This window comes from Paracoccus sp. (in: a-proteobacteria), from assembly GCF_047605025.1.
In the GTDB taxonomy this organism is placed as follows: domain Bacteria; phylum Pseudomonadota; class Alphaproteobacteria; order Rhodobacterales; family Rhodobacteraceae; genus Paracoccus.
On record NZ_JASGGO010000052.1, the window covers coordinates 1 to 3,393 of the forward strand.

A 3,393-nucleotide genomic window follows, 5' to 3' on the forward strand; every position below is an offset into this window, starting at 1 on the left:
GCCTTCGCGGGCGACGATTTCGCCGTCGAGGTGGTGCGCGATCTGGCCGAGGCCAGGGCGGATCCGCATTTCGCGGAACGCGGCATCTTTGCCCGCAAGCTGCGGATGGCCAATGGTGAGGCTTTCCCCGCGCTACCCCTGCCGGTCGTTCCGGGCTTCCTTGCCGATGCCCCCACGGGCGCCCCGGCCTTGGGTGAGATGGTGCTGGCCGAGGCCGCCTGGCCCGCCCTCGAAAAGGAGTGACCCCCATGTTCAAGATCGACCTGAACGCAGACATTGGTGAAGGCTTCGGCCCCTGGCGCTTTGGCGAGGACGAGGCGCTGATGCAGGTGATCTCATCCGCCAACATCGCCTGCGGCTATCACGCCGGCGATGCGGAGATCATGGCCGCGACGGTGGAGTTGGCGCAGCAGAACGGCGTCGGCATCGGCGCGCATGTCGGCTTTCCCGACCGTCTGGGCTTTGGCCGCCGCAACATCGCCTTCGACCCGGAGACGTTCTCAAAGCACATCATCTACCAGATCGGCGCGCTGGCGGCGCTGGCCGGCCTGCATGGCCGCAAGGTCGAGCATCTGAACTTCCACGGCGCGCTTGGCCACATGATCGCGACCGAGGAGCGGCTGGCCGAAATCACCATCCGCGCCGTCGCCGCCTATGACCGCGACATCATCATCACCACCATCCCCGATGGAGAGACGATGCGTGCGGCCAAGCGCCACGGCATCCGCACGGTGGGCTCGTTCTTCGCCGACCGCGCCTATGGGCCGGACGGCAAGCTGCTGGGCCGCCACCTGCCCGGCGCCGTGCTGGAGGATAGCGAGGTGATCGCCGCCCGCGTGTTGCGCCTGATCGAGGACGGCACGGTCGAGACGGTGGATGGCCAATCCCTGCCGCTGGATGCGGCCTCGGCTCTTGTCCACAGCGACACGCCCGGCGCGGCTGGTCACGCCCGCGCCATCCGTGCCGCGGTGGAAGCGGCGGGGGGCGTCATCGTGCCACCCGGAAAGCTGGTCCAATAAGGTCGTCATCGGGCTTCCAGGGCGGCGAATTTGCGCGCGGACGGCGCCCTGTCTGTGCCACGGATCACTGTAAGCGGCGGCTTTACCCCACGCGCGTTCAGCTTGCCGGTTTGCAGATCCAGGGCAGCAGGTCGTCGATCTTCGCCTGTGGGCGGCCGGCTGCCACGGCTTGCAGAATCGCCTTGAGGCAGGCGAATGGCTTGACGCCATTGACCTTTGCGGGGGCGGTAAGGGATGCGATGCGCCCAGGATCGCCCGGCCTCGTCATGCCCGGCGAAGAGCGCATTCTTGCGGGTCGGGGCGATCATCCGGAGCAGGTTCGCGATGTCGCGGCCCCGGTCGTTGATCACCCGGTTGCCGCAATGATCCACGGCGGCGAAACGCGATCTGATGATGCATGATCGACCGGAACGCCGAAAGTGCGTCAGAGTTGACCGGAAATCATAGGATTATAGCGTAAACGTAGGGATCATCGCTATCGGTCACGGCCCGCTGCCTTGACCTCCGCCTCGGCCACCGCCTGGGCGGCCATTCGCAAAATAGCCTCGCGGCTGTCGGCCACGGCGATGAAGCGCGCATTGTGGCAGAAGCGCGCGCCCTTGACCCCCGAAGCCGCCTCAAGCGCCGCATCGGTCAGCCCGGCCCAGGCGGCGGGCAGGTCGGCGCGCAGGGCAAAGCCCTCTTCGTCGCGGCGAATGCCGGTCAGGCTCCAATCCGCTTCCCTGGGATGGATCACGAAAAGCAGATGATCCGCCCCCGCCCGGATCACCGCCGAGCGGAAAGGCATCCCTGTCGGCAGTTCCAGCACCCGGCCCGCGCCCGCGGCGGCGATGGCCTGCTGAACCACGCCCTCGGCCCGCCGCTTGGCGGCCTTGCGGGCGATGGCGGCTTCGACGAAAATGCGCGCCACGGCCAGGGCGCGGTGAAAGGCCAGATCCTCGGCATCGGGGCTATGGTCGTCGAAAACCGGCTTCAGGCTTTCCAGAAGCGCGGGCAGGGTCAGGTCGGCCAGCGCCGCCCCCACCGCCGCCGGGCTGAGAACGCCATTGTCCGTCAGGTCGATCGGCAGCACGAAATCGGCGTCGAACCCGGCATGGATGCCATCCAGATCGTCATCGGGCACGCCGAGCGCGCGCAGATAGTCCAGCCCGTAATGCCGCCAGACCAGCCCGAAAGAGCTATAGGGCCGCCCATCCGCCCTCAGCGGCGCGGGATTCTGATGATGGTCGAAAATGCCGCGCGCCGCGTCATAGTCGCGCCCGACATCATAGATCAGCCGGTCGGGCGCGGGGGTGATCCAAGCCGCGTCCCGGCTGCGCACCAGCCGCGCCTGCGGAAACAGCCGCGTGAGCACGACCGAGGACAGAAGCTCATCGGCATGGAAGCCGCCGGAATGGGTGACGAGAAATGCGATCATGGCAGCGCCCTTGAAACGACAAGACCGCCCAAGGGCGGCCCTGAATGAAAGCGGATTGCAGCCAAGGGCCTAATGCGTCCAGGGCGCGCGGCGATCCGTCGCGAAATTCTCACCATAGCCGCGCGGGCGGACATTGGCTGCGCGGGCATGCGGTTCGACCACCTCGTAATCCAGGCCCTTGGACCTGGCATAATCCTCGGCCTGCTCGCGCGTCTCGAAGCGCAGCTTGACCTGGCTTTGCGTGTCGTCGCTGCTGGTCCAGCCCATCAGCGGGTCGATCTCGCGCGCATCGGCGGCGGGATGGACCAGGATCCATTCCCGCGTCCGGGCGACACCGGATTGCATGGCATTGCGCGCTGGCTGATAGATACGGACTCGCATGGACGGGAACCCTCTGTTCTGGCTTGCCGTCTTATCCCTCAACAGGCGGCGCGGTTCAAGATCCCAGCGGCGAAATCCGGCGCGACCCTTGCATCTGCGGCACGCCATGCCACATTCGGAACCGGAACAAAGGTGAAACCATGGGTCACAACAACACGAACGCTCCGGTCCTGCGCTTTGCCGAGGTGACGCGCCCCAAGCTGGAAGGCGGGCGCCGCTTTATCATGCGGTCCGAGTTCAGGCCGGCGGGCGACCAGCCCACCGCCATCGCCGAACTGGCCCAGGGCGTCGCGGCGGGCGAGCGTGATCAGGTGCTGCTGGGCGCGACCGGCACCGGCAAGACCTACACCATGGCCAAGGTGATCGAGGAGACCCAGCGCCCCGCCATCATCCTGGCGCCGAACAAGACCCTGGCCGCCCAGCTTTACGGCGAATTCAAGGGCTTCTTTCCCGATAACGCGGTCGAATACTTCGTCAGCTATTACGATTATTACCAGCCCGAAGCCTATGTCCCCCGCTCGGACACCTATATCGAGAAGGAATCCCAGATCAACGAGGCCATCGACCGGATGCGCC

The 3,393-nt window shown here is 66.5% G+C and carries 5 protein-coding genes and 1 pseudogene; 3 read left to right on the plus strand and 3 right to left on the minus strand.

The genetic code is table 11. The annotated features are described in order from the left end of the window. Positions 1-243 (plus strand): annotated as a pseudogene (locus QM682_RS18360) (hypothetical protein); the annotation flags it as partial. 5 nt (positions 244-248) lie between these two features. Then, a complete protein-coding gene (locus QM682_RS18365) occupies positions 249-1,019 on the plus strand; it encodes a LamB/YcsF family protein (protein ID WP_415132383.1) in 771 nt (256 codons plus the stop codon). 97 nt (positions 1,020-1,116) lie between these two features. Here the strand turns inward: QM682_RS18365 and QM682_RS18370 are convergent, their stop codons facing one another. The 3 genes from QM682_RS18370 to QM682_RS18380 all read right to left on the minus strand — a co-directional run bounded on the left by QM682_RS18370 (position 1,117) and on the right by QM682_RS18380 (position 2,817). Then, complete coding sequence (locus tag QM682_RS18370) at positions 1,117-1,305, minus strand: transposase domain-containing protein (protein ID WP_415132385.1); 189 nt, start codon at positions 1,303-1,305, stop codon at positions 1,117-1,119. Positions 1,306-1,494: 189 nt separating this feature from the next. Further along, positions 1,495-2,436 (minus strand): MYG1 family protein, encoded by a 942-nt coding sequence (locus QM682_RS18375; protein ID WP_415132387.1) that lies wholly within the window; start codon positions 2,434-2,436, stop codon positions 1,495-1,497. 69 nt (positions 2,437-2,505) lie between these two features. Further along, on the minus strand, positions 2,506-2,817 hold the full coding sequence (locus tag QM682_RS18380) for an ETC complex I subunit (RefSeq protein ID WP_415132389.1): 312 nt from the start codon (positions 2,815-2,817) through the stop codon (positions 2,506-2,508). A 140-nt stretch (positions 2,818-2,957) separates the two neighbouring features. Between QM682_RS18380 and QM682_RS18385 the strand changes: the two genes are divergently transcribed. Then, a partial coding sequence (locus QM682_RS18385; RefSeq protein WP_415132391.1) for a DEAD/DEAH box helicase family protein occupies positions 2,958-3,393 on the plus strand: 436 nt, incomplete at its 3' end.